Raw genomic sequence first — 24,034 nt, 5'->3', positions numbered from 1 at the left:
CATAATAAGTTCCCAATAAACCATCGCCCTAACGGCAACGCACCGAGCATAAACTCGGTGCGTCAAGGCAGTGCCTACTGAATGGGTCGTATCAACTAGCTTTCGAAAATAGCTTCTAATGAAAGGCCCTGCTTCTCAAGTGAGCGGCGCAGTTTCTTTAACGCCTCCACCTGAATTTGTCGAACACGCTCACGGGTCAGGCCAATTTCCGCGCCCACTTCCTCAAGAGTGGCCGCTTCATGGCCGCGTAAACCGAAACGGCGCACAACGACCTCGCGCTGTTTATCACTTAGCTCATCCAGCCAGTGATCCACGTGTTCACGCACATCACCATCGACCAGACTGCCTTCGGGGCCTTGTACATCGTCATCAGCCAGGGTATCGATCAGCGGTTTATCGCTCTCGCCACCCATGGGGTAGTCGACCGAGGAGACACGCTCGTTGAGGCCCAGCATTTTCTTAACCGTATCAACCGGCTTATCGAGATGTTCAGCAATCTCTTCTGCGGTTGCTTCATGGTCAAGCTTTTGGGTCAGTTCACGTGCTGCGCGCAGATAAATATTAAGCTCTTTAACAACGTGAATCGGCAAACGAATCGTCCGCGTCTGGTTCATCAGCGCACGTTCGATAGTCTGGCGAATCCACCACGTTGCATACGTTGAAAAGCGAAACCCACGTTCAGGGTCAAATTTTTCAACCGCACGAATAAGGCCTAAATTACCTTCTTCGATCAGGTCAAGCAGCGTTAGCCCCCGGTTGAGGTAGCGCCGGGCAATTTTAACCACCAGCCGCAGGTTGGACTCGATCATTCGTGAACGACCCAGTGCATCTCCCTTACGCGCCAAGCGGCCGTAATAGACCTCTTCTTCTGGCGTTAATAGCGGCGAAAACCCTATTTCATTGAGGTAGATTTGCGTAGCATCTAAGCTTTGAGTTGACTGCCGATCCTCGCGCCCTAATGCTTTTTCAAAGGCATCCTCTTCCGCTGCGACATCATCGTCAGCGTTATCCAACGCTTCTTCGGCAGCATCCAGGTCAACCTCCTGTAGATCCTTCTCCAGCATACTCATGGTCTTACCCCCGTAGTATCGCCCGCCCGCCTTTTCCAAAAATTAAAGGGTAGTCGCACTGTCGGTGCGCAATACCGTTATTGTTATTATGCTGAATCAGCGGCTTAGCGCTGATTCATAGAGCTTGCCATTATCCACCTGCCTAGCTGCAGGCCGTGGTTAACGTGAGGGGAGAAAGTCCAATGGGTCCTGAGGCTGTCCATCGCGACGCACCTCAAAATGCAGCCTGACACTTCCTGCATCGCTATTACCCATGGTGGCAATTACCTCGCCCGCTTCCACTACATCATTCTCTTTAACGCTTAAACTGTCGTTGTGCGCGTAGGCACTCAAGAACTGATCATTGTGTTTAAGAAGGATGAGATTGCCGTATCCACGTACGCCGCTGCCTGCATAAACGACAATTCCAGGACCAGCCGCTTTGACAGGTTGCCCCTTTTGTCCGTCGATATCAATCCCGGCGGTAATCGAGTCCCCTTCACCAAACTTGCCGGTGACCTGTCCATCGGTCGGCCACTGCCAGTTTATCGTCTCTGCAGGCGTGAAAGTGCGCGATGAACGATCTGTACGTGCCGGAGGCGTGGCAGCAGGTGCCGCGGATTGGGCAACGGGCTGTTCCGCCGGTTCGCGTGCAGGAGCTGCCGCCGGCTCTGGTTCAGGTTTTGGCTCTTCTACTTCAGCCGCTGCCACGACCTCTGGCTTGGCCGGCTCTTCACGCGGCGTATTGCTGCTAGCGGCTACCTGTTCAGCGCTCTCAACGGCCTGACGATTAGTACGCTCTTGTGCCTGACCCTCAGCGTTTAAACGTTGATTACGCTCAATCGCCGACTCGTCAGGCAACAGCCAATCGAGTTCCTGGTCGTTACTGGCTACCGCCGTCGTCGGGGGATTTAACCCCGTCGCCACTACGCCACGCGATTCACTGCGGGCATTTTGCGGCTGGTTATTAGGCTGAGCATTATTGGACGGTGAATTATTAGCGCGTGAGCCCCCATCACGCAAGGCAATCATCTGCCCAGGACGAATCTGATAGGGTGCCTCAATATTGTTCATCGCGGCCAACTGCCGATAATCCAGATTATGCTGCCAGGCAATGCCATACAGGGTATCGCCGGGCTTTACAGTATATTGAGGCGAATTTTCCACGGCACTGCGCGCTTCGCTTAAATCACGCACCTGCGGGGCGCCATGCTGCTGATTGGCACACCCGCTAATCGCCAATACTAACGCTGACATCATGAAGATTTTACGCATGCAAACCCTACTCCTTTTCAGCGCTGCGCGGTATTTTTGAATCAGACGTGGCCGCCTGTCCTGCCTGACGATTTAACAATACGACCAGCAGTGCGCCAATAGCCATTAGCGCCACCACACCAATGACCTGCGCTGAAGTGCCGGTCAACATCGCATAATCACTCGGCAGCAAATAACGATAATCCAATGGAATCATTTGCCCGCTAGGGCCTATTTGATAGCGTAACAGCTCACGCCACGGCCAGAGAACCGGCAATGAGCCGATAATAAACCCTAAAAGTAGCTGCATGGTAAAGTCATGGTGGCGTTTTAACAGCCAAGATAATAGGCGTGAAAACGATGCCAAGCCAATCACACACCCCATACCAAACAGCACAATGATCGTGATATCGAAGCTGCGGATAGCCCCCATAATCGTGCCGTAGAGTCCCATCGTGAGCAACAAAAAGCTGCCTGACACGCCAGGCAACAGCATGGCGCTAATCGCGATACAGCCGGCCACCATGACAACGAGCGCTTCATTGCCGATCAATAGTACCAGCGGCATTAAACTCGGCAACATGCTGGCCAGCACCAGGCCTGCTAACAGTGGAATCACAAACCAGAACCGCCAGCGCCTCCCGGCTTGCCCCACGACAAGCGAGGAAGCGGCGACCAAACCAAAGAAAAACCCGTCGAGCAATAGCGGGTGCGCCTCCATTAGCCATAACGCCAGGTGCGCCACGCTCACCAGACTGATCCCGACACCCGTCAGCAGAGGAATCAAGAAAGCCAGGTTCAAATACTGGAATAAAGCGCGCCAGCCGTTGCGATGCCACACCCCCAACGCACGGGGGCTAAACTGCTTGATGGTATTGATCAGTTCTTCATAAATACCGGTCACAAAGGCAATTGTGCCACCAGACACCCCGGGTACGGCATCAGCGGCGCCCATTCCGGCGCCTTTTAAAAAGATTCCCAAGGCTTTACGCTTCAATCCACCACTCCTTGCAATAGGGGTACAAAGCGAACGGGCTCAAGCCGCCGCTTTTCAAAGGCACCGCCAATGCGCTTTATTTGAGTAAGCCATTGGCTGCCGTCAGGTTCCTCAAGCGGGGCAATTAATACCCCATCACGGCTGAGCTGCTCAAGCAACAATTCTGGCAGCGTCTGAGCACAGGCGGTCAACAAAATAACATCAAAGGGTGCCGCCGCGGACCACCCTTCACCGCCGTCAGCCACGGTCAATCTGGCCTCGGCCCCCAGCCGCCACAAACGCTCGCTTGCCCGCTCGTGCAGGGCATAAATACGCTCAATCGAGTAAAGCTCTTTCACCAGGCGCGATAAAATCAGCGTTTGATAGCCAGAGCCTGTGCCGACTTCCAGCACGCGACGCGGCTCGGCTTTCACCACCAGCTCGGTCATACGGGCAACCGTAAGCGGCTGGGAGAGCGTCTGCCCAAACCCGATTGGTAGCGCAGTGTCCTCATAGGCGCGATGAGCCAGGGCCTCATCGACAAACAGATGGCGAGGTTCGCTGGCCATCACGTCCAACACCTTTGGGTGGCGGATCCCCTGCTCAATCAGGCGATCAACCATACGGTCTCGTGTGCGCTGGGAGGTCATCCCTCGTCCCAGACGCTCAATGAGTGAAAGCTCAGGCAAAGGCATCCAACCAGTCCTGCACATCACGGCGCGCTGGATGGCGCGTTAAATCGGTTTGCAACGGGGTAATCGACACGAAACCGGCTTCAATAGCCGCAAAGTCGGTATCTTCGCCATCGTCGGCATTAGCAGCCACCGGCGCAATCCAGTAGCGCGTACGTCCGCGTGGGTCTTCAACGGGCAGCGGCTTTTCAGCAGGCCCTCTATACCCAAGACGCGTCACCTTGACGCCCTTGATGGACGACCAGGGCACATCCGGTACGTTAACGTTCAACAGCGTTCTGGGGGGCAAGGAGAGCCTGTCGGCCGCGCCGATCAGGCTGGCAGCCACTTTACCGGCGGTATCAAAGTAGCGCTCACCGCATAGCGACATGGCAATTGCGGTCATGCCCAGATTACGCCCTTCCATGGCAGCGGCGACGGTACCTGAGTAAAGCACATCATCCCCTAGATTACTGCCATGATTAATGCCGGATATCACCAGATCGGGATGCTCGTCCCATACGCCGTTAACACCTAAATAAACGCAGTCAGCGGGCGTGCCGTCAACGCTATAAAAACCATTATCTAGCGCCGTCAACGAGAGCGGCCGCGATAACGTCAAGGAGTTACTTGCCCCGCTACGATCGCGATCCGGTGCCACAACACGCAGATTGGCATGCGCCTGCAGCGCGTCATGCAGCGCTTTAAGCCCAGGGGCATGGACGCCGTCGTCATTGGAAAGCAGCAGTCGCCGCATGGAAGTCTCCTTGTTTATCAAGCGTAGCCGTGTCTATCACGCCATATCGGGGTGGTGAATCAACTCACCGATGACGGCAGTAGCAAAGCTGCCTCGTGGTAACGCAAACGAGAGTAGCACGGCATCGGATTCCCAGGTGAGCTGGGGCGCGGTTAATCGCATGCGCAAGGCTCTGCGCGACCGCTTCACACCGCTTTGTTCTAAACCGGCACACAGCGCAGGGTACTGCTGGGATAGCTGCGTTTCATAGCTCGCTGCATCTTCAGAGGCTTTGTCACCCACGCCCCACAGCACGCCGGTTGGATGCACGTCCAGCTCAGCGGCGCGGGATATCAGGCTTTCATCCACTGAATCGACGTTAAACACGCTTTGCGTGCCGTCTAACATCAGCGTATCGCCCGCGACAGGCTGGTTCCAGGTGCCGTCCGACAGCCGGGTGCTTAACAGTTCGTTAAACAGAAAGCTTCGCGCGGTGGAAAGCAGCATCCCTTGTCGATCATCGCGCTTACGCCAACCGCGCGCCAGCAGTGCCTCGGCGCGGTGTAAATTGCGCCCTTCAGGGCCAAAGCGCTGGGGACCAAAATAGTTGGGTACGCCCTGCCTGCATAGCGCCTGCCAACGGTTTTCAAAATCATCGGCCTGGATGGCCTCGCCCGTTAAGCGCAGAGTAAAACCATTTGTGCGATGAACGCCGCGCTTTAACTTGCGCGGGTGGCGGGCCTGCTCCAACACCTTAATCCCTAGCGCCGCAAGCGAGGCAGCCAGATCGTCAGGCGCTTCGCGCCCAGGCAAATGCACGCTTAGCCACTGGCGCGTGACGGCAATCCGATCCTTCATGCCCGAATAGCCAATATCCCGCTGGGTAACGCCACACAGTCGGCTTAAGCTTTTCACCACATCCAGCGTGGTCTGATTGCGTTTCTCAAGCCGCAGCCAAAGGTGTTCTCCGTGCGCTTCCGGGGTGAAGTCCAAGTGTTCATCAACCAGAAAATCTTCAGGCTGGGCACGATACTGGCCGGGCCTGGGCGGCCCAAACGTGTCATCCAAACGGCGCTGCCAGCTAGGAAGCTTACTCATTGGGTTCCTCAAGCCGGCCGAGCAATACCACGGTTTCAGCGGCAATTCCTTCCCCACGCCCGGTAAATCCTAACTGCTCAGTCGTAGTCGCCTTAACGTTCACCTGACCAAGCGAAACGCCCAGCGTATCAGCGATGGTTTGGCGCATTATTTCAATATGCGGTGCCATTTTCGGCGCCTGAGCCATCAGCGTGGCGTCCAGGTTAACAATGCCAAAACCTTCAGCCTGAACCAGAACCATGACATGACGCAGCAGCGCTCGGCTGTCCGCGCCTTCCCATTCGGCGTCCGTATCAGGGAAGTGGTGACCGATATCGCCTAGCGCGCAGGCGCCTAAAAGCGCGTCGCTAATCGCATGCAGCAATACATCACCATCGGAGTGGGCTACAAAGCCCTGCGAAAACGGCAGTTTAACGCCACCGATCATTAAATGGTCGCCGGGGCCGAAGCGGTGAACGTCAAATCCATGGCCAATACGCATTAGGCGCTCCTAAATAAGCGGGTCTGTTTGTGCTGCTAAAATAGCGGCGGCAAGGGCAAGATCATCAGGATGGGTGACTTTTAAATTGTCCCGCCGCCCGCTGACTAAGCGTGGCTGATGGCCCAGCGCTTCGACCGCCGAGGCTTCATCGGTCACTACACGCTTTTGATGCCGGGCGCTCTCGAGCGCCTGACGCAGCAGCACGTAGGAAAACCCCTGAGGCGTCAGAGCATGCCAAAGCCCATCGCGGGGTTCGGTATGGGTGCTCAGTTGCTCGGCATTGGCCCGCTTCATGGTATCGGCCACGGGCATCGCCAATAGCGCACCGCCTGCGTGAGTTGATGCGGCCTGATAAAGCGCCCGCAGATCCCCCGGGGTAATACACGGGCGCGCCACGTCGTGCACCATCACAATGTCATTGTCGCGTGCCTGCATGGCATGCAGCGCATTCAATACGCTGTCCATACGCTCCGTACCGCCGGGCACGCGCTGCCAGTGGGCAAAGGGCACCCAGTCAGGCTGAAACCAGCGGTCGTCGGCATCCAGGCACAGCACCAGCGTGGCGTGCGGAAACGCCTGATAAAGCCGCGCCAGGGTGCGCGCCAGGATGGGTTGCTCATCCAGCATCAAATACTGTTTGGGCTTATCGGCGCCCATGCGCCGCCCTTGGCCCGCAGCGGGCACCACTAACCACAATGCCCTGCTCACCGCCACTCTCCGAGCTTACTCATCCCGTGCTGACTCATCGCAAATGCATTCACTGTGCAGATTACTCTCGGTTCAGCCGAGGCTGGGTCACCAAGCCTGCGTTAATGCCTATCAGCTCGGTCGCGATCGCCACCCCGGGTACCCAGAAAAATTGCTCATCGCTGCGCACCATGCCCATATCGCTTCGGGCACGCTCTTCGATAGCATCCAAGCCGTTTTTGAGATCGGTGACCTCGGCCGCCAGACGGGCGTTACGTTCACGCATGGGCAGGTTATCGGCCTCTTGCATCGCAACGCGCTGTTCCACTACTTGCAGATCACGTAAGCCACCATTGCCCAACCAAAGCGTATATTGGAGCAAGCCCAGCACGGCAAGTAGCGCAACCACCAGCCATTTGTGCATCACCGATCTCCTGACATAAAGACTAAATGATATAAGAATTAAAGAAGCTACAGCCATCCACGGTAACGGCGCGCATTATGCCATTATGCTGAACCATCAGCGAGCCGCACATTATTTGAATGGCAAGGCTTTATAAGCCGCTTCCCGGTACGCGTTGATATGCGCACCTTCCTGCTGACAGAACTGGGCAACGCCGGCCGCCAGACCAGGATGAGCCAAATAGTGCAGCGAGCGTATGCGTTGGGGCGCAAAACCGCGTATTAACTTATGCTCGCCTTGGGTACCGGGATCAAAAAGCGTCAACCCCCGCTGTAAGCAGTATTCAATGCCTTGATAGTAACAGGCTTCAAAATGCAGGCAGTCGGCAACCACCTCACTGCCCCAATAGCGGCCATAAAGCGTTTGTTCACTACGAAAGTAAAGGGCCGACGCGACCGGCTGGCCATCCAGACGCGCCTGCACCAGCATCAGCGCTTCAGGCATGGTTTGGCGCAACTGCTCAAAAAATTCCTTGTTCAGATAAGGGGAGCGGCCCCGCTCCAGGTATGTCATCGAATAACAGCGATAGAAGTGAGTCATCGCCTCCGGCGAAATGTTCTCGCCTTCCAGGCGAGCCAGCGTGAGCCCCTGCTCGGCGACCAGACGTCGCTCACGCTTGATCATTTTGCGGCGTTTGGAGGTGAGGCTTGCCAAAAAGCCATCAAAGTCGCCAAAGCCTGCATCCCGCCACTGAAACTGCACGCCTTCACGGGCGATCAGCTCAGGGAACTGGGCCTGCCAGGCCGCCACGTCGTTTTCATCGGCAAACAGTAAGTGCCAGCTGGAGAGCGACTGTTGCTCACACAGTGACTGCCAAGCGGAGGCCAGCAGCGCGCGAACCGCACCTGCATCAAGCGTTTTGGCCAGCAACGTGCGCACGCCTGGAACGGGAGTAAATGGAATGGCGCTGAGTATCTTGGGGTAGTAGTCTCCACCCGCTTTTTCAAAAGCTTCAGCCCACCCCCAATCGAATACGTATTCACCGTACGAATGATGCTTACGGTACATTGGCAGTGCGCCGACCAGCTGGTCGCCCTGCCAAACGCAGGCATGGCATGGCTCCCACCCTGTCTCACGGCTTACCGAGCCGCTGAGTTCCAGTGCATTTAAAAAGGCATGGCGCAAAAACGGCTGATCGCCAGCCAAGGCGTCCCACTGGCTTGCTTTAATATCGCTCATGGCAGATAAACTAGAGAGCTTTAGCGGACATGTAGGCATGGTATCTCCCGAAATGCGAGGTGGTCGCCTCTTGTCATCTGGCGTTACTTTATCATTAACCCCGGTTGACGCTTAACTCAGTTAACCTGGCGCTTATCGCGACAGCTATTTCGCCCATGACATTCAGGTACGAACAATCAGGCGAGAAATAAGGAGAGGCTATGACGCACGATTTAAAAGGCATTTTTAACGCCCAGCGGCATGCTGTTAATCAGACCCCTTTCCCAACGTTAAGTGTGAGGCGCAAGCGCCTGGCGCGTTTAGCGCAAATGACCAAGCGGCATCAGCACGACATTGTTCGCGCCATTCAGGCGGACTTCGGTCAGCGTAGTGCCGTCGAAATCCGCCTGGCAGAAATTAACAGCGTGATACAGGCTATTAGCTATACGCGCCGCCACCTTTGGCACTGGATGCGAGCTTGGCGCGCTAGCATGCCTTGGCGTTTACTGCCCGCCCGAGCGCGCATCTCACCCCAGCCGTTAGGCATCGTGGGGGTTATCTCGCCTTGGAACTACCCGTGGAGTTTGGCATTAATGCCCGTCATTGACGCCTTTGCGGCAGGCAACGTGGTGATGCTGAAGCCTAGTGAGCTGTCCCCGCACACCAGCGCTCTGCTTGCACGTCTGGTCGCGCAATATTTTACTCAGGACGAACTCTCGGTAATCCAGGGCGACGCCTTAATCGCGCAGGAATTTAGTGCGCTGCCCTTTGATCATCTGGTATTTACCGGCTCGACCAGCGTTGGGCGCCAAGTAGCCAGTGCCGCGGCGGCAAACCTTACCCCGGTCACCCTGGAGCTGGGCGGCAAATCGCCTGTGCTGGTGGCAGGCGATGCTGACATGGATAAAACCGCCTCTGCGATTATCTTCGGCAAAGCGTTTAACGGTGGCCAAACGTGCCTCGCGCCGGACTATGTACTGGTGGAAAGCCGTCATTTAGATGCGCTGATAAGCGCCTTAAGCCGCGCCATTGTGCATCAGCGCCCGGATAGCCGCGAGGTAACACAGCCCATCAATGAAGCGCATCAACAGCGCATTGAAGCAATGTTGGCACAAGCGCGTAACCATGGCTGCCGTGTCATTGATCATGGTGACTACGCGCCCGCGCTGGTCATAGACCCGACCCAGGATCTTCGCATTATGCGCGAGGAGATTTTTGGCCGCGGCTTGCCTGTCATTAGCGTCAAAAGCATCGACGCCGCGCTTACATTCATTAACGCGCGCCCGCATGCACTTGCCCTCTATGCCTTTACCAACGATAAAACGCTACAATCGCGGCTGTTAAAGACCACGCGTTCCGGCGCCCTGGTCTTTAATGAAACGCTGCTGCATCACGCCGTTCCCACTCTGCCGTTTGGCGGCGTGGGCGAAAGCGGCATGGGTGCGTATCACGGGCGTAGTGGATTCGATCGCTTTAGCCATTTACGTAGTGTATTTCATCAGGCAAAGCGTGCTACAAGCCGATTTTTACATCCTCCCTACCGGCGCTGGCTAATAAACTTACTTCGGCTTGGTTAAAGTTTATTAATCAGCGACCGATAATAGACATACATTACTTTACATATTTTTTTCATTTAGGAACCTTATGCAAGCCGCCGATACGCCCCATAACGAAGCACAACGCCTCGCGGCATTGCAGGCTCTGAATATTCTCGACACCCCCCTTGAAGCATCTTTTGACCGTATCACTCAATTGGCCAGGGAAATCTTTGATGTTCCTATTGCGCTGGTTTCTCTGGTTGACAAAGATCGTCAGTGGTTTAAATCACGCCAAGGCATTGATGCCTGCGAGACAGAGCGCCGCGTTTCATTTTGCGCTCACGCTATCGCCCAGGATGCCTTTCTGGTGGTGGAAGATGCATACAACGATCTACGCTTTAATGATAATGACCTGGTCAGTGATGCCCCGTTTATCCGCTTTTATGCAGGCTACCCCCTACGCCCAAACGGCGGCCTACCCGTGGGCACTCTTTGCCTGATTGACCGAAAGCCCAGAAGCTTTTCAGCGCGTGAACAAAACATTTTGAAAGGTCTTGCCCAACAGGTTGAAGAGCTACTGAATCAGCGCACACTGAGCGAAGCACTAACCAGTACGGCGCGCCGATTTGAGGCACTTTTTACCAAAAGCGCTACCGGCAAAGTGCGCATTGATCGATCCGGCAATATGATTGCCGTTAACCCTTTTGCCGTGCAGTTACTTGGTTATACCGAAGACGAGTTGATTGGCAAAAACGTAGCTATTCTAACACCGCCCGATATCGCCTCACACCACGACGGTTTTATTGCCCGCTACCTTTCTGGCGGTGAGCCTAAAATTATTGGCCGTGGCCGAGAAGTCTACGCCCAGCACAAAGATGGCCATGTCATACCCGTTCATCTAGCGGTCAACACTATCCCCAACGATCAGGGAGAAGTCGTTGAATTTTTGGGTATTTTGACCGACTTAAGCGATATACACGCCGCCAACCAGCGCACTAATAAAGAGCAGAGCCTGCTAAAAGTGCTTCACCAAGGGATAACCGACTACCAGGCGCTGATGTCGGGCGAGCGCTTATGGACGTTTCTTATGGAAGCATTGCGCGAGCTAACCGACAGCGACTATGCGCTGATTGGCGAGGTGTTACCTACCGATACCACCAATGCACTTAAAATTCATGCCATTACCGATCTTTCCTGGAACGCTGAGTCACGTCAGTTGATGGAGAGCCTGCGCAGTGGCGATATGATGCTGACCAACCCTAATTCGCTACTGGGTCGTGTATTTGCCTTTGGCGAAGTCGTCATGACCAATGACGTTTATACCCACATCCAGCGCGGCGGTTTTCCACTTGGGCATCCGACGTTATCCAACTACCTGGGTGTGCCGATTTTTAACGGTGAAGAGCTTATTGGCATGTACGCGATTGCCAACAGCAAGCAACCACTCAATCAGGGGCTGCTCGACTGGCTACAGCCGTTTACCGATACCTGCGCCCTGTTAATTAATCTTTATGGCCAAATGGCAGAGCGCGAACAGGTAATGCATGACCTGGCCGCCGCCCGTGATCAGGCTGAAAAAGCCAATAAAAGTAAAAGCGAATTTCTATCTTCGATGAGCCACGAGTTACGCACCCCGCTCAACGCTATTATCGGATTTTCCCAACTTTTGGGCAAAGGCCGCCGCGACCCGCTAAGCAGTAAACAACAGCGCCAAATCAATCAGATCGAAAAAAGTGGTCAACACCTATTAAACCTGATCAATGAAGTACTCGACTTAGCAAGAATCGAAGCGGGCCAAATGGCCCTTTCGATTGAGCCAATTCTGATTGAAAACGTTATAGATGATGCCTGCTCTACTTTAGAAGCGACGATGGAAGCGGCTGATATCACCTTGATACGATCGCCTCTTTCGGTTCCTTGCCAGGTCGTTGCAGACTATACACGCGCCAAACAGGTCCTTTTAAATCTGTTATCCAATGCCATTAAGTACAACTGTGAAGCAGGCACAATTACTATTGCTGTCGAACAATGTGACGACAGCATACGTATTAACATCACCGACACTGGGTTTGGAATTTCGCCGAAACGCCATCATGAGTTGTTCGAACCTTTTAACCGTCTGGATGCTGAATATGGGGCCATTGAGGGTACCGGTATAGGCCTTGCGATCACACGCCAATTAATTGAGCGCATGAATGGACAGGTGGGCGTGGAAAGCGAGTTGGGCAACGGTGCCACATTCTGGTTTACCTTACCCATAGCCGACCCATCGACGCTCAACCCTGCGCGCCATACGTCAGGTATTACTAGCTTCCCGATTAATAACCTGCGTGCTTATAAGCTGCTCTATATCGAAGATAACCCGACCAACCAACGGCTAATGGAAGACATCATTGAGGATATTGAGGAACTTCAGCTAGTGATGGCGCCAAGTGCCGAAATTGGTTTAGAGTTGATGCGTCAATCGCCGCCGGACATTGTATTAATGGACATACACCTACCAGGTATGAACGGCTTTCAGGCGTTGGATGTAATCCAAAAAGATGAGCAGTTACGCGGTATTCATATTATTGCGTTATCGGCTAACGCAATGGAACGGGATATCAAGCACGGTCTTGCCGCAGGCTTTGACGCCTATCTTACCAAACCTTTAGATATTGATAGACTCGCCACCACGCTTACCAAGTTTATTAGCCTAGCCCCAGGGAAGGAGCCATGAACCTAGCCAGTAAACATGTGCTAGTAGTGGATGACAACCCTATCAACGTTGAGCTGCTACTGGATCTGCTAGACGACAACGGCTTTACTCAGGTACATGGAATTAGCGACCCAAGCCATGTTCTTGCTCATTGTCAGCTACAAAAGCCAGACTTAATACTGCTGGATATTCGGATGCCTGTCCTGGATGGCTATGCACTGATTTCCCTGCTGCAAAAACAATTTTCCCATCAAATGCCGCCAATTATTGTGCTTACCGCACAAATTGACGATGAAACTCGTTACCGCGCACTCAATATGGGCGCACGCGACTTTATTACCAAACCCTTCAATCATGATGAGGTACTTCAGCGCATTCGCAATGCGCTTAGCCTTGAGCATCGCTATCAGGTACGCGACCAACAAGCCGAAACGCTTGAGCGCATGGTGGCCAAGCGTACCCAAGAGCTGAATCGCCAATCGCGCACCGACTCCATAACCCAATTACCCAATCGACGCGGCTTAATGCAGGCACTTCGAGAAGCTGCATTGTCAGCCTCAGGCACAGGGCTTTTATTTATCGCTCTGGATGATTTGGATAATGTGGTTCGGCTGCACGGCTATAGCATCGCTGATCAGTTGATTGCACATACGAGTCAGCAGCTCTCTGCACATTTGGATAATATTGGTCTGCTGGGCTTGTGGGGCGGAAGCGAACTCCTGGTCATCACCCCGGTCAGCGACCAATATGAGCTTGAACAATTAGCCACGCGGTTGCTCAGCACCTTTGAACAGGATCAGGCGCTGGGTGATTTGCTTTTGCCACTGGATGCGCGCATTGGAATTAGCTGGGCAAGTGGGCGCTTTGAAATCGAACGGCTGGTACATATGGCGGCGCTGGCGCTGCCGCATAGGGGCGGCAACCTGCGCATTCAACGCTATCAGGAAACGCTGGAAGTACAGCAGCGCCACCGGCTCAACCTTCAACAAGCCATCCGCGGCGCCCCTCAGCGTGGCGAGATGTCGCTGGCCTTTCAGCCTAAAATCTCTTTGGCGACTCAACAGATTATTGGTGCAGAAGCCTTGCTGCGCTGGCACCACCCAGAACTTGGGCATATTTCGCCTGCAGACTTTATTCCTTTGGCAGAAGCCAGCGGGGATATTCTGGCGATTGGCGAATGGGTGCTCGAAGAAACCATGCAGCAAATAGTAACTTGGCGAAAGCAGGGGCTGCTCAACGAGCATTTTCATATCGCGGTCAATGTGGCTGCGCGCCAGTTAACGCGTAAAGACTTCGCCCAAAAACTGCTGGATCGACTGGCAGCGTATGACATTCCTGAACGTTTTCTAGCGCTGGAAGTGACCGAGTCAGGCTTAATGAGCGATATGCAAAATGCCCGCGTGCAGCTGGCTCAGCTCGCCAGAATGAACGTGGCCGTGGCTATTGATGACTTTGGCACTGGCCACTCATCGCTTGCTTATGTAAAAACGCTGCCCTTCTCTACGCTAAAGATCGACCGTGCGTTTGTGATGGATCTTGAAAAAAATGCCGTGGATCGTCAGCTTGCCGTTATGATTACCCAGTTGGCACATGCGGTGGGCTGCGATGTAGTAGCAGAAGGTATTGAGACCGCCTCACAGGCGGCATACCTGCGCTCTATCGGTTGTGAAGCTGCGCAAGGCTTTTATTATGCCCGCCCATTACCTGCCGATGACTTTGTTGCCTGGTGTAATAATTGGGCTCCACAGCCTATGCCACTCACGACACGGAGCTTGTTTAATGGCGCATGATTTGCTTAATCGCTTACGCGAACGCTTAGAAGATTTAAATCGCTCCGAGCGCAAAGTCGCTAATGTGATTTTAGAAGATCCGGCCGCGGCAACCAGCTTAAGCATCGCAAGCCTCGCCCAGGCGGCCAGCGTCAGTGAGCCTACTGTTAATCGGTTTTGCCGCAACTTTGGCGCCAAGGGCTATCCAGATTTTAAAATCAAACTGGCCCAAAGCCTGGCAGGCGGAACCCCGTATGTCACTCGCGCGGTAGAGCCTGGTGATACGGCCGCCCAATACACACACAAAATTTTTGGCGCAACGATTGCCGCACTGGATGAAGCACAGCGTGACATCGATATCTCAGCCGTCGAGCGCATGGTTGATTATCTAACCCAGGCGAAACAGATCCATTTTTTTGGCTTGGGCGCGTCAGGGGCTGTCGCTCAGGATGCCCAGCATAAGTTTTTCCGCTTCAACCTGCCGGTGATGGCGTACGTCGACGTCCTGATGCAGCGCATGGTGGCAGCAGCCTGCCATACCGGTGATGTGGTGGTGATTATCTCCTACACCGGGCGTACCCGTGAGCTGGTCGACATCGCGCGCGTGGCGCGTGAAGCCGGAGCGGTGGTGCTGGGTATTACTGCGCCAGACTCACCGCTGAGTGCAGAGTGCAGCGCCACCCTGGATGTGGCGACACCAGAAGATACCGACCACTATATGCCGATGACCTCCAGGGTAATTCAGCTCACACTGATTGACGCGCTAGCCACCGGGGTCACGCTGCGGCGCGGCGAGGATTTCCTGCCGCACCTTAAGAAAATCAAAGATAGCCTGCGTGATACCCGCTTTCCGCTTGATTCGTCCAGCCAATAATCGTTAGGCCGAAACAGCCGTCGTTACGCTAACTTCTACTTTTAATTCGTCGGCAGGCATCGGAGCACACACGCAGGTACGAGCCGGCGCATAGCCTTCGGGTACCCAGGCGTCCCAAACGTCATTCATGGCGGCGAAATCGCTGCCATCCTTGAGATAAATCGTGGCACTGAGCAGCTCCTCGCGGCTGGAACCAATCTCTTTTAACAGTGCATCGACGCGGGCCAGCATGCTTTGTGTCTGCGCGGTAATATCGCCATTGCGCGCTTCAGGCCCGGCCACCTGGCCACATAAATAGGCAACGCCCTGATGAATAACGGCGCGGCTCATACGGGCTTTGGTATCGTGACGCTTGATAGACATAGAAGACTCCACTGCATATGGGTAAAAAGGCAGTGTAAACGGCTATCTAATCGCTGACCATGCTTTCGTGCTCAGCGTTCGCTGGGCACGGGTCGGTGCTCGAAAACCCGGCGAAGCACAAAGCTTGTATGTGCACCGGTGACCCCTTCAATACGGTTGATCACGTGCAGCAGCAAATGCTGGTAGTCATCCATATCGCGCACCAAAATTTTTAACTGAAAATCGGCAGCCTGCCCGGTAATAATCAAACACTCAATGACGTTGGGAATCTGTCGGATATGGTGTTCAAAGTTCTCAAATCGCTCAGAGGTATGTTGATCCATCGCAATGTGCAGCAGCACCATCAGTTGATAACCCAGCTGGCGGGCATCTACCTCGGCGCGATATTGCATAATCAAGCCGTGCTCTTCCAGCGCGCGGACCCGGCGTAAGCAGGGCGACGCCGAAAGGCCAATTCGGTCGGCAAGCTCCTGGTTGCTGATCCGCCCTTCCTGCTGCAGGATAGCCAAAATCTGGCGATCAAAGCGATCCAGCGTCAATGGCGTTATCGACATAATAAGCAGCTCCTGCTAATAAATTTCAATTTATTAAAACATACTGCCAATTAATGCCATTTTTATCTATTTTTAGCAACAACCTAGCGCCACAAACCCGTTACACTATCCACACTGCCAAAAGCAGTTAACAGTTGCGTGCATGCTCTGTATCAATAATCTGCATCATGAGTCTGCACCGATGAGCGTGTTTTAATGCACCAAGGCCTACACCACAAGCGGCCAGTTTTCCAAGTCATTAACCCTTAGGAATTTCACCATGTCTGCTTTCGATCATCGTAAATATCGCCCAGCACCGCGCGTTCCTGCGTTTAACCGCCAATGGCCTGACCGAGATCTTGATCGCGCGCCGATCTGGGTAAGTGAAGACCTACGTGACGGTAACCAGGCGCTGCTGGAGCCGATGACCGTTGAGCAGAAAAAACGCTTCTGGCATCAGATCGTCAAGGTGGGCATTAAAGAAGTCATGGTGGGGTTTCCTTCCGCCAGCCAGCCCGATTTTGATTTTGTCCGCTGGCTAATTGAAGAAAACCAGATTCCGGACGATGTCACCATTGCTGTGCTGGTGCAGTGTCGCGAGCACCTGATTGAAAAGACCTTTGATTCGTTGGTAGGTGCAAAGCGTGCCATTATCCACCTGTATAATTCGACCTCGACCATCCAGCGCGAGCGCGTTTTTGAAATGGACCGCGACGGTATTACTGATATTGCCGTACAGGGCGCTACCTGGGTCAAGCAGCATGCCGAACGCTATCCTGATGTCGCCTGGCGTTTCCAGTACTCCCCGGAAAGCTTTTCCAGCACCGAAATCGACTTCTCACTGGCTATCTGCGAAGCAGTCATGGACGTCTGGCAGCCAACCCCTGAGAACAAATGTATTCTCAACCTGCCGACGACCGTCGAAGTGGCCGGCCCCCATCACCATGCCGACCAGATCGAATACTTCTGCCAGCACATTAGCCGTCGCGACAGCGTGATTATCTCGGTACATACCCATAACGACCGGGGCGGTGCCGTGGCCTCAGCAGAGCTTGCTTTATTGGCAGGGGCCGACCGGGTAGAAGGCACTTTGCTGGGCAACGGCGAGCGTACCGGCAACATGGATATCGTGACGCTGGCCATGAATCTTTATAGCCAGGGCATTGATCCCAAGCTTGATCTTTCCAACCCCGATGAAATCATCCAGGTGGTCAACGAGTGCACCGGGATTGCCATGCATCCACGCCACCCGTGGGTAGGCGAAATGGTGTATACCGCATTCTCGGGCAGCCACCAGGATGCGATTCGCAAATCATTGAAACACCAGAAGACTGATGAGCCGTGGCAAGTGGCCTATTTGCCGATTGACCCTCACGATATTGGCCGCGATTATCAAGCGGTGATTCGGGTTAACAGCCAATCCGGCAAGGGCGGCATGGCCTTCTTGTTGGAGCGTGACTACGGCATCAATCTGCCACGTTGGATGATGCTGGCACTCGCCCCCTATGTGCAAAAAGAGAGTGAAGATCGCGCCAGCGAGCTTTCAAGCGAGATGGTTCGCCAAGTGATGTGCGACAACTTCACTCAGGACACACCGCTTTCGCTGGCGGATTACCAGCTCTCCAAGGGCCAGCGCGAAGGGCTTGAAGTTACCCTTTGGCAAGGCAGTGAAACGCTGCGTTTAGCGGGTTCAGGTAATGGCGCTATGTCCGCGTTTACCGACGCCTGGCAGAAACATTCCGCTACCAGTATCGGCATTATAGATTACAGCGAACACTCACTAGGCGGCGACAGCGAAGCCAATGCCATTGCCTTTGTGCAGCTCAACATAGACGGCCAGCGGATCTGTGCCTTTGCTGAAGATAGCGATACCGTGAGTGCTTCATTGAAAGCACTGATTTCAGGGATCAATTTAGCGGCGCAAAACGCCGATAAGAGCGCTCAGCAGTCGTCCGAAAGCGCGCTTACGGTCTAATGTTTAAGGCCTAATATTTAAGGTCTATGCAGTTACGCCCTTGGCAAGCCGATGAAAAGCTACATCTGTAGCCGTTTGCCAAGGGTTGTTTTCGCGTATGACAGACGTGCCGGAAGTACCGTTAGCGCAAAATCAGTACCGGCACCTGGGTTTTTCGCAGCATTGTAGTGGTCGTGCTGCCCAGTAATAAACGACGAATGCGCGAGTGTCCATAGGCGCCCATCACCAGCATATCGATCTTATGGTCCTGCTGATAATGGCGCAGCGTTTCTTCTACATCGCCTGCATGTATCGCGCCTTTAACGCTATGCTGCTCATCGCGCAACGCTTTTAATGCCCAGGCCAGCTGTAGACGGTTTTCGGCGGTTTCTGTACCCACCAGCACCACATGGCACTCAAGCCCCTTAAGCAGCGGGCTTTTCGCCACCATCTTAATACTCTTACGTGCCGTCACACTGCCATCAAAAGCCATCATGACTTTATGAGGCGGGATAAACTCCCTGGGCACCATCAGAATGGGACGCTGCATTTCTCGGACAACGCGTTCAAGGTTGGCGCCTACATGGCCGTTTGCCAGATGGGTTGTTTCCCCACGCTTCCCGAGAACCAGCAAATGTAACGCTTGCTCCTGGTCGGTGAGGGTTTCGATCAGCGTTCCATGACGCTGCACGCTTTCAAACTCTGCAATACCCGCCTTTTCGGCACACGTCGTCGCTGCCTCAAGCAATAAGCGACCCTGTTCGCGAGCAATTTTAGCGCGCTGCTTATCAACGTTAGCTAGCTCTTCTAGTAAATGCTCACGGGTCCCCAAACCCAGATGACCGGTCAGGTCAGGACTCACCGTCTGAGCGTCATGCTCGACCACATGGATAAACGTGAGTGAAGCATCCAGCGCCTTTGCTGCCCATGCGGCATATTGGCAAACACCTTCTGCAAACGGGGAGCGATCAATAGCGGCTAAAACGTAGTCAGACATAAGCGACCTCTTCAAGTGAGTGCAGACACTGCGCTGATGACCTATTCCTCGTTTAGGTGGAGTGATCGACTAGCAAGGGGCGCTAATTTTTATTGACTCTTACCTGTGTATTAGTTCTTTCTGGGGATTCTGTCTACTCATATCGCCATTAGCGCCTCTTCCTACCTCCATAGAATGGCGTGATACACTTTGGCGCTTTTAGCTTAAAACCCAGCCATTGGGCGCACCCGATGACGTCAGCAGGGGCTTGGCATGATGAGTTTTTTATTAGTGGCGTTAGGCGGCGCGCTTGGCGGCATGGGGCGTTTTGCAATTGCAAACCTGCTCGCCAAAAAGTATGGACAGCAATTCCCCTGGGGTACGCTTTGTGTAAACGCTAGCGGCGCGTTGGCGGCTGGCTGGCTTTTAGGCACACAGGGCTTTCCTGAGCACGCTACTTCATCGCTTTGGCTTATAAGCGTCACCGGGCTACTCGGGGGTTACACCACCGTCTCGTCATTCAGCTTACAAACGCTTGGGCTTTGGCGAAGTGGCCATTCTATAAGGGCTATTACCAATATTATCGCGACGCTGTTGCTTGGCCTTTGTATGGCTTATGTGGGCTGGCTGTTATCCGGGAGCCGCTCATGAAGGCTTGGCAGCATTATTTAGCCGTAGGCATTGGCAGCGGTCTGGGTAGCGCAATGCGCTATGCAGTATCGCTTGGTGCTCAAGCAACGCTGGGCAGCTATTTCCCCTGGGGCACGCTGCTGGCCAACGTGGCAGGCTCGTGGCTGATTGGCTGGTTAGCCGCTGTGGCAACGCTTGCGCCTACCCGTTGGTGGCAGCCTTTTGGCATCGCAGGATTTTGTGGCGGCTTTACGACGTTCTCACTGTTCAGCGTAGAGACACTGCATTTTATTGATATAGGCAAGCCGGGCCTTGCGCTTGTGTATCTAGTGGTTAGCCTACCGCTGTGGCTGGGCGCCGCTGCAGTAGGCGATCGCATGGCGCGCTCATAAAAACCTACACCAGCCACCGTTAACCCTAAGCGGCCAGGAGCACTCCCCCTTAATGCGTGACCAGATGGAAAAACATCAGTCCTGGATATATCTTGGCTTTATTTGTGCGGGCTTAGCGCTAGGCGCCTATGCGCCAGAGCTAACGGCGTCTTTTGACCGTTTATTGTGGCCACTATTAGGCGTACTGCTCTACGTAACGTTTACCCAGATCCCTTTGCTACGCATAGCACAAGGTGCCACCGATACCCGCTTTATGATCGCCCTGCTGGTCGGCAACTTTGTGGCTATTCCGGCATTTTTAGCCATGATGCTGCTGTGGCTCCCGCTTTCCCCCGCCGTGCTGGCCGGTTTGTTACTGGTACTTTTAGTGCCCTGCACCGATTGGTTTATCAGCTTCACCCACTTAGGTAAAGGCGATACTGCGCGAGCCATTGCTGCCACCCCGCTGCTATTGCTGGTGCAGATAATCGCGTTGCCGCTCTACCTGTGGCTGTTCTTAGGCAGCGAGTGGTTTCTGCTTACCTTTTCGACGGCGCTACTGGGCGCTTTTGCAGGCTTTATTTTACTGCCGTTAGCGCTGGCCTGGCTGACCGAGTACGCTGGCGCTCGGCAACCCCGCATTAAGAAGATCACTTACTGTTTGGGCATACTTCCCGTGCCATTGCTTGCGCTGGTGGTCTTTACCATAGCGGCGTCGCAGGTGAATAGCCTAGACGGGCTTTATTATGTGATGGCCCAGGTAGTGCTTATCTTTATAGGTTTTCTGATGTTTGCGGGATGGCTGGGGAAGCTATTGGGCACGCTGTTCAGGCTTCCTGTAGCCAGCGCCAGAACGCTGGCTTTCAGCTTTGGCACGCGCAATTCGTTTGTCATGCTGCCCATTGCCCTGGCCCTGCCGGAAGCCTTGCAGGTCGCCGTGGTGGTGATTGTCTTTCAGTCGCTGGTCGAGCTTTTCGGCATGATCGTTTTCCTGCGCTGGGTGCCCAACCGGCTGCTGCCTAAAGGCCATGGACAAGAAAGCCGCCCCGCCAACCAGTAGCGAGGCGGCCTTGAACCGCACAGGTTTCAAACATCACGGGCTGTCGATCAGCGCAGAATCAGCACCGGGATATGGCTACCGCGGAGCATCGCGGTCGTCGTGCTGCCCACCAGCAAATGGCGAATGCGCGAGTGCCCGTAGGCGCCCATCACCAGCAGATCAATGCCGTGCTCCTGCACATAGGCCTGTAATGCCTCGTCTACATCACCTGCACGAATAGCACCTTCTGCCTGGTGGCCCGCTTCGCGAAGATTATCCAGCGCCCAGTCAAGCTGGGAGTGATTTTCTGCCGTTTCGGCACCCACAATCAATACATGGCACTCGCTGCCCGCAAACAGCGGCGAGCGGGCCAGCATTTCTACTCCCTTGCGAGCCGTTTTGCTGCCATCGAAGGCGATCAGCACCTTTTCAGGCCGCTTGAAGGTAGCCGGGACCATGAGAATCGGTCGATGCATTTCACGCACGACGCGCTCAAGATTGGCGCCCAGATGACCGCTGGCCTGGTGGGCCGTCTCGCCACGTTTACCTACCACCAGTAGCCGTATGTCTTTTTCAAGCGCTACCAAGGTTTCCACCAGCGTCCCATTTAGCTGGCGGGTAGTCGAGTCACTAATGTCTTTCGCTTTCGTCCGCTTCTGAGCGGCTTCCAGCATTAGCTTCCCCTGCTCGCGGTTCACTTTGGCGCGCTGCTCATCAAGCGCTGAAAGCTCCTCCATCAAATGCTCGCGGGCGCCAAAATGTAGATTACCTGAAAGATCCTGTTCACTGGGCGCTGCTGAGTGGTTGTCCAACACATGCACAAAGCACAGGGGTGCATTTAGCGCCAAGCTTGCCCAGGCAGCGTAATCGCACACACCTTCTGAAAACTCTGAGCCATCAATCGCGGCGATTACTTGCTCACTCATGTTGCTCTCCTTGTGTTAATTAGTGGCCGCCCATGAGTTTTTCAACAGCCTCAGGATTATTGTGCACTGCATAACGATCCACCACCGTGGCACTGGCTTCGCTTAAGCCAACAAGCTCTACCTCGGTGCCTTCGCGGCGGAATTTGATTACCACGCGGTCAAGGGCTTGCACAGCAGTAACATCCCAAAAGTGTGCCTTGGATAGATCGATTATTACTCTCTCAAGGCTCTCTTTAAAATCAAAGGCCGCCATAAAACGCTCGGAGGAGGCAAAAAACACCTGCCCTACCACCTGATATTCACGTCTATTACCTGCCTCTATCTCAGTTGAGCCGATGTAAAGAATGTTGCCCACTTTATTAGCAAAGAACAGGGCTGCGAGCAGCACACCCACGAATACCCCAATGGCCAGGTTGTGCGTACCTACCGTGACAGCAACGGTCGCCAGCATGACAATATTGGTGCTTAAAGGGTGCTTTTTGAGATCGCGAATCGACGCCCAGCTAAAGGTACCGATCGACACCATAATCATAACCGCTACCAGCGCCGCCATGGGAATCTGAGAGACCCAATCAGATAAGAAAACCACCAACAAGAGCAGCACCACGCCGGCAATCAGTGTTGAAAGTCGCGTGCGGCCACCGGATTTTATGTTGATCACCGACTGACCGATCATCGCACAGCCCGCCATACCGCCCATCAGACCGGCGCCAATGTTGGCCACGCCCTGCCCCTTGCATTCGCGATTCTTGTCACTGGGAGTATCGGTCAAATCGTCCACGATGGTCGCGGTCATCATGGACTCCAGCAGGCCCACCACGCACAGCATCAGCGCATAGGGCAGAATGATTGCGAGCGTTTCAAGCGTAAGCGGCACATCGGGCCATAAGAATATCGGCAGCGTATCCGGAAGGTCACCCATATCGCTTACGGTACGGATATCCACGCCGCTTGCCATGTACACAATGGTCAATACCACGATGCATACCAGTGGAGAAGGAATCGACTTGCCAATAACAGGCAGATAGGGGAACAAATAGATAATCGCCAGGCCGGCCGCGGTCATGGCGTACACATGCCAAGTAACGTCGGTCAGTTCAGGCAGTTGGGCAATGAAAATAAGAATAGCCAGCGCATTCACGAAGCCGGTCACCACCGAGCGCGAGACAAAACGCATCAGCTCCGCGAGTTTTAAATACCCGGCAATAATCTGGAACACGCCGGTCAATAGCGTGGCGGCCAGCAGGTACTCAAGGCCATGCTCGCGTACCAACGTGACCATCAATAGCGCCATGGCGCCGGTCGCGGCAGAGATCATCCCGGGTCGGCCGCCGGTAAAGGCGATAATCACTGCAATACAGAATGAGGCGTAAAGACCTACTTTAGGATCAACTTCGGCAAGGATCGAAAACGCGATCGCCTCGGGGATCAGCGCCAGCGCCACCACCAGACCTGAAAGCGTGTCGCCTTTAATATTGGAAAACCACTCATGCTTGCTGAAAAGTGCCATTCAGGGAGTCCATAGTTACGGATTAAACACGACGTGCCAACACCGCCATGTAGGGCTAGATGTCACGTCATTAGGATCAGATTGTATGAGTCAGGCTATAAAATGAAGACGCCAAGAGCGTCAGTAGCCAAATAACGGCAATAGAATGCCGTAACGCCGTGGAAGCGCTTACGCGCAGTGACGTTGGTAAAGAAGGGAATTACCTAGGGTGGAGTCATCAACCCAGCGGTAAGTAATACAGATGTTGCCAATGAGTGTTTCATTGCGCGTATGCCTTGCC

At 54.2% G+C, this 24,034-nt stretch carries 23 protein-coding genes; 8 read left to right on the top strand and 15 right to left on the bottom strand.

Annotated elements, in window-relative coordinates:
* Positions 1-95: 95 nt before the first annotated feature.
* From rpoS to ACT3XD_RS01810, 10 genes are all read right to left on the bottom strand, one after another.
* Entirely contained in the window at positions 96-1,070 is a 975-nt protein-coding gene (rpoS, locus tag ACT3XD_RS01855; protein ID WP_192536971.1) for an RNA polymerase sigma factor RpoS, read from the bottom strand.
* Positions 1,071-1,229: 159 nt separating this feature from the next.
* A complete protein-coding gene (locus tag ACT3XD_RS01850; RefSeq protein ID WP_192536970.1) occupies positions 1,230-2,324 on the bottom strand; it encodes a peptidoglycan DD-metalloendopeptidase family protein in 1,095 nt (364 codons plus the stop codon).
* A 7-nt stretch (positions 2,325-2,331) separates the two neighbouring features.
* Positions 2,332-3,300, bottom strand: a complete 969-nt coding sequence (locus ACT3XD_RS01845; RefSeq protein ID WP_192536969.1) for a DUF368 domain-containing protein — start codon at positions 3,298-3,300, stop codon at positions 2,332-2,334.
* The gene (locus tag ACT3XD_RS01840; protein WP_192536968.1) at positions 3,297-3,974 is read right to left on the bottom strand and encodes a protein-L-isoaspartate(D-aspartate) O-methyltransferase; all 678 of its coding nucleotides are present in this window, start codon (positions 3,972-3,974) and stop codon (positions 3,297-3,299) included. The genes ACT3XD_RS01845 and ACT3XD_RS01840 overlap by 4 nt, the downstream gene beginning before the upstream one ends.
* Entirely contained in the window at positions 3,961-4,707 is a 747-nt protein-coding gene (surE, locus tag ACT3XD_RS01835) for a 5'/3'-nucleotidase SurE (protein WP_192536967.1), read from the bottom strand. The genes ACT3XD_RS01840 and surE overlap by 14 nt, the downstream gene beginning before the upstream one ends.
* Before the next feature lie 36 nt (positions 4,708-4,743).
* Complete coding sequence (truD, locus tag ACT3XD_RS01830) at positions 4,744-5,784, bottom strand: tRNA pseudouridine(13) synthase TruD (RefSeq protein WP_192536966.1); 1,041 nt, start codon at positions 5,782-5,784, stop codon at positions 4,744-4,746.
* Positions 5,777-6,265, bottom strand: coding sequence for a 2-C-methyl-D-erythritol 2,4-cyclodiphosphate synthase (ispF, locus tag ACT3XD_RS01825; RefSeq protein WP_192536965.1), 489 nt, complete (start codon positions 6,263-6,265; stop codon positions 5,777-5,779). Before ispF ends, truD begins: the two co-directional genes overlap by 8 nt.
* A 9-nt stretch (positions 6,266-6,274) precedes the next feature.
* On the bottom strand, positions 6,275-6,973 hold the full coding sequence (gene ispD / locus ACT3XD_RS01820) for a 2-C-methyl-D-erythritol 4-phosphate cytidylyltransferase (RefSeq protein ID WP_192536964.1): 699 nt from the start codon (positions 6,971-6,973) through the stop codon (positions 6,275-6,277).
* Positions 6,974-7,034: 61 nt separating this feature from the next.
* The gene (gene ftsB / locus ACT3XD_RS01815; RefSeq protein ID WP_018916423.1) at positions 7,035-7,376 is read right to left on the bottom strand and encodes a cell division protein FtsB; all 342 of its coding nucleotides are present in this window, start codon (positions 7,374-7,376) and stop codon (positions 7,035-7,037) included.
* Positions 7,377-7,487: 111 nt separating this feature from the next.
* Positions 7,488-8,633 carry a GNAT family N-acetyltransferase gene (locus tag ACT3XD_RS01810; RefSeq protein WP_192536963.1) on the bottom strand — a complete coding sequence of 382 codons (1,146 nt, stop codon included), beginning with the start codon at positions 8,631-8,633 and terminating at the stop codon, positions 7,488-7,490.
* A 161-nt stretch (positions 8,634-8,794) separates the two neighbouring features.
* On the opposite strand from ACT3XD_RS01810, the gene ACT3XD_RS01805 reads away from it, so the two are divergent.
* The 4 genes from ACT3XD_RS01805 (at position 8,795) to ACT3XD_RS01790 (ending at position 15,452) form a co-directional block, all read left to right on the top strand.
* Positions 8,795-10,150 (top strand): aldehyde dehydrogenase family protein, encoded by a 1,356-nt coding sequence (locus ACT3XD_RS01805; protein ID WP_192536962.1) that lies wholly within the window; start codon positions 8,795-8,797, stop codon positions 10,148-10,150.
* A 67-nt stretch (positions 10,151-10,217) separates the two neighbouring features.
* On the top strand, positions 10,218-12,830 hold the full coding sequence (locus ACT3XD_RS01800) for a hybrid sensor histidine kinase/response regulator (RefSeq protein WP_192536961.1): 2,613 nt from the start codon (positions 10,218-10,220) through the stop codon (positions 12,828-12,830).
* The gene (locus ACT3XD_RS01795; RefSeq protein ID WP_192536960.1) at positions 12,827-14,599 is read left to right on the top strand and encodes an EAL domain-containing response regulator; all 1,773 of its coding nucleotides are present in this window, start codon (positions 12,827-12,829) and stop codon (positions 14,597-14,599) included. The genes ACT3XD_RS01800 and ACT3XD_RS01795 overlap by 4 nt, the downstream gene beginning before the upstream one ends.
* Positions 14,589-15,452, top strand: a complete 864-nt coding sequence (locus ACT3XD_RS01790) for a MurR/RpiR family transcriptional regulator (protein ID WP_192536959.1) — start codon at positions 14,589-14,591, stop codon at positions 15,450-15,452. The genes ACT3XD_RS01795 and ACT3XD_RS01790 overlap by 11 nt, the downstream gene beginning before the upstream one ends.
* A gap of 3 nt (positions 15,453-15,455) precedes the next feature.
* On the opposite strand, the gene ACT3XD_RS01785 is transcribed toward ACT3XD_RS01790, so the two are convergent.
* Together ACT3XD_RS01785 and ACT3XD_RS01780 are read right to left on the bottom strand one after the other, a co-directional pair.
* Positions 15,456-15,815: a RidA family protein gene (locus ACT3XD_RS01785; protein WP_192536958.1), complete on the bottom strand. Its 360-nt coding sequence runs from the start codon at positions 15,813-15,815 to the stop codon at positions 15,456-15,458.
* 71 nt (positions 15,816-15,886) lie between these two features.
* Positions 15,887-16,369 carry an Lrp/AsnC family transcriptional regulator gene (locus ACT3XD_RS01780; protein WP_192536957.1) on the bottom strand — a complete coding sequence of 161 codons (483 nt, stop codon included), beginning with the start codon at positions 16,367-16,369 and terminating at the stop codon, positions 15,887-15,889.
* A 259-nt stretch (positions 16,370-16,628) separates the two neighbouring features.
* Between ACT3XD_RS01780 and ACT3XD_RS01775 the strand changes: the two genes are divergently transcribed.
* On the top strand, positions 16,629-18,323 hold the full coding sequence (locus ACT3XD_RS01775; protein ID WP_192536956.1) for a 2-isopropylmalate synthase: 1,695 nt from the start codon (positions 16,629-16,631) through the stop codon (positions 18,321-18,323).
* 121 nt (positions 18,324-18,444) lie between these two features.
* Here the strand turns inward: ACT3XD_RS01775 and ACT3XD_RS01770 are convergent, their stop codons facing one another.
* On the bottom strand, positions 18,445-19,299 hold the full coding sequence (locus ACT3XD_RS01770) for a universal stress protein (protein WP_192536955.1): 855 nt from the start codon (positions 19,297-19,299) through the stop codon (positions 18,445-18,447).
* 252 nt (positions 19,300-19,551) lie between these two features.
* On the opposite strand from ACT3XD_RS01770, the gene crcB reads away from it, so the two are divergent.
* The 3 genes from crcB to ACT3XD_RS01755 are packed head-to-tail and all read left to right on the top strand — an operon-like array spanning position 19,552 to position 21,339.
* On the top strand, positions 19,552-19,929 hold the full coding sequence (crcB, locus tag ACT3XD_RS01765) for a fluoride efflux transporter CrcB (RefSeq protein ID WP_192536954.1): 378 nt from the start codon (positions 19,552-19,554) through the stop codon (positions 19,927-19,929).
* Complete coding sequence (locus tag ACT3XD_RS01760) at positions 19,926-20,300, top strand: fluoride efflux transporter FluC (protein ID WP_192536953.1); 375 nt, start codon at positions 19,926-19,928, stop codon at positions 20,298-20,300. The genes crcB and ACT3XD_RS01760 overlap by 4 nt, the downstream gene beginning before the upstream one ends.
* A gap of 52 nt (positions 20,301-20,352) precedes the next feature.
* Positions 20,353-21,339 carry an arsenic resistance protein gene (locus ACT3XD_RS01755; protein ID WP_192536952.1) on the top strand — a complete coding sequence of 329 codons (987 nt, stop codon included), beginning with the start codon at positions 20,353-20,355 and terminating at the stop codon, positions 21,337-21,339.
* A 47-nt stretch (positions 21,340-21,386) separates the two neighbouring features.
* On the opposite strand, the gene ACT3XD_RS01750 is transcribed toward ACT3XD_RS01755, so the two are convergent.
* Complete coding sequence (locus ACT3XD_RS01750) at positions 21,387-22,244, bottom strand: universal stress protein (RefSeq protein ID WP_192536951.1); 858 nt, start codon at positions 22,242-22,244, stop codon at positions 21,387-21,389.
* A 19-nt stretch (positions 22,245-22,263) separates the two neighbouring features.
* Complete coding sequence (locus ACT3XD_RS01745; RefSeq protein WP_192536950.1) at positions 22,264-23,754, bottom strand: SulP family inorganic anion transporter; 1,491 nt, start codon at positions 23,752-23,754, stop codon at positions 22,264-22,266.
* Positions 23,755-24,034: the final 280 nt, after the last annotated feature.

The sequence above is a fragment of the Halomonas sp. AOP7-B1-5 genome (assembly GCF_052353045.1).
GTDB classification, from domain to species: Bacteria; Pseudomonadota; Gammaproteobacteria; order Pseudomonadales; family Halomonadaceae; genus Vreelandella; species Vreelandella colorata.
This window is presented reverse-complemented; position numbering and strand designations above follow the sequence as displayed.

What these genes read in the sequence shown, in the direction of transcription:
- rpoS (WP_192536971.1), bottom strand. Translation starts at nt 1,070, where the DNA reads ATGAGTATGCTGGAGAAGGATCTACAGGAGGTTGACCTGGATGCTGCC.
- ACT3XD_RS01850 (WP_192536970.1), bottom strand. Translation starts at nt 2,324, where the DNA reads ATGCGTAAAATCTTCATGATGTCAGCGTTAGTATTGGCGATTAGCGGG.
- ACT3XD_RS01840 (WP_192536968.1), bottom strand. Translation starts at nt 3,974, where the DNA reads ATGCCTTTGCCTGAGCTTTCACTCATTGAGCGTCTGGGACGAGGGATG.
- surE (WP_192536967.1), bottom strand. Translation starts at nt 4,707, where the DNA reads ATGCGGCGACTGCTGCTTTCCAATGACGACGGCGTCCATGCCCCTGGG.
- truD (WP_192536966.1), bottom strand. Translation starts at nt 5,784, where the DNA reads ATGAGTAAGCTTCCTAGCTGGCAGCGCCGTTTGGATGACACGTTTGGG.
- ispF (WP_192536965.1), bottom strand. Translation starts at nt 6,265, where the DNA reads ATGCGTATTGGCCATGGATTTGACGTTCACCGCTTCGGCCCCGGCGAC.
- ftsB (WP_018916423.1), bottom strand. Translation starts at nt 7,376, where the DNA reads ATGCACAAATGGCTGGTGGTTGCGCTACTTGCCGTGCTGGGCTTGCTC.
- ACT3XD_RS01810 (WP_192536963.1), bottom strand. Translation starts at nt 8,633, where the DNA reads ATGCCTACATGTCCGCTAAAGCTCTCTAGTTTATCTGCCATGAGCGAT.
- ACT3XD_RS01805 (WP_192536962.1), top strand. Translation starts at nt 8,795, where the DNA reads ATGACGCACGATTTAAAAGGCATTTTTAACGCCCAGCGGCATGCTGTT.
- ACT3XD_RS01800 (WP_192536961.1), top strand. Translation starts at nt 10,218, where the DNA reads ATGCAAGCCGCCGATACGCCCCATAACGAAGCACAACGCCTCGCGGCA.
- ACT3XD_RS01795 (WP_192536960.1), top strand. Translation starts at nt 12,827, where the DNA reads ATGAACCTAGCCAGTAAACATGTGCTAGTAGTGGATGACAACCCTATC.
- ACT3XD_RS01790 (WP_192536959.1), top strand. Translation starts at nt 14,589, where the DNA reads ATGGCGCATGATTTGCTTAATCGCTTACGCGAACGCTTAGAAGATTTA.
- ACT3XD_RS01785 (WP_192536958.1), bottom strand. Translation starts at nt 15,815, where the DNA reads ATGTCTATCAAGCGTCACGATACCAAAGCCCGTATGAGCCGCGCCGTT.
- ACT3XD_RS01780 (WP_192536957.1), bottom strand. Translation starts at nt 16,369, where the DNA reads ATGTCGATAACGCCATTGACGCTGGATCGCTTTGATCGCCAGATTTTG.
- ACT3XD_RS01775 (WP_192536956.1), top strand. Translation starts at nt 16,629, where the DNA reads ATGTCTGCTTTCGATCATCGTAAATATCGCCCAGCACCGCGCGTTCCT.
- ACT3XD_RS01770 (WP_192536955.1), bottom strand. Translation starts at nt 19,299, where the DNA reads ATGTCTGACTACGTTTTAGCCGCTATTGATCGCTCCCCGTTTGCAGAA.
- crcB (WP_192536954.1), top strand. Translation starts at nt 19,552, where the DNA reads ATGATGAGTTTTTTATTAGTGGCGTTAGGCGGCGCGCTTGGCGGCATG.
- ACT3XD_RS01760 (WP_192536953.1), top strand. Translation starts at nt 19,926, where the DNA reads ATGAAGGCTTGGCAGCATTATTTAGCCGTAGGCATTGGCAGCGGTCTG.
- ACT3XD_RS01755 (WP_192536952.1), top strand. Translation starts at nt 20,353, where the DNA reads ATGCGTGACCAGATGGAAAAACATCAGTCCTGGATATATCTTGGCTTT.
- ACT3XD_RS01750 (WP_192536951.1), bottom strand. Translation starts at nt 22,244, where the DNA reads ATGAGTGAGCAAGTAATCGCCGCGATTGATGGCTCAGAGTTTTCAGAA.
- ACT3XD_RS01745 (WP_192536950.1), bottom strand. Translation starts at nt 23,754, where the DNA reads ATGGCACTTTTCAGCAAGCATGAGTGGTTTTCCAATATTAAAGGCGAC.